We start from the raw sequence: 305 nt of genomic DNA, 5'->3' as shown, positions 1-305 counted from the left end.
ACCTCGATCGGCAAGACTCGACTCATCATGTACGACAACTTCCTCGTTGCGGTACTCAATGTGGTGGTTAATGTGGCACTCATCCCTGATTTTGGGGCTTTCGGTGCCGCACTCGCCACGACGGCTTCGTACCTGACCTTAGGGGTATTGTACATCTACCAAATATGGAATAAAATTGACGTTAATCCCATCTCGATGGGTCTATTTAAACCGGCAGTCGTCGCCACCATAGTTGCCGGTCTCGTCTACCTGCCGGTCGTCGCGACTCTCCAACGATCGGCCTTCTCACTGGTGGTTGCCTGTGT

Annotated in this window: 1 protein-coding gene; it reads left to right on the top strand. The window is 52.5% G+C overall.

The window, feature by feature from the left end; genetic code table 11:
- Positions 1-27 precede the first annotated feature (27 nt).
- Positions 28-305: polysaccharide biosynthesis C-terminal domain-containing protein (locus EXE45_RS17025; RefSeq protein ID WP_241989517.1), on the top strand; the 278-nt coding region annotated here is incomplete at its 3' end.

The organism is Halorubrum sp. SP9 (assembly GCF_005435015.1).
In the GTDB taxonomy this organism is placed as follows: domain Archaea; phylum Halobacteriota; class Halobacteria; order Halobacteriales; family Haloferacaceae; genus Halorubrum; species Halorubrum sodomense.
This window is presented reverse-complemented; position numbering and strand designations above follow the sequence as displayed.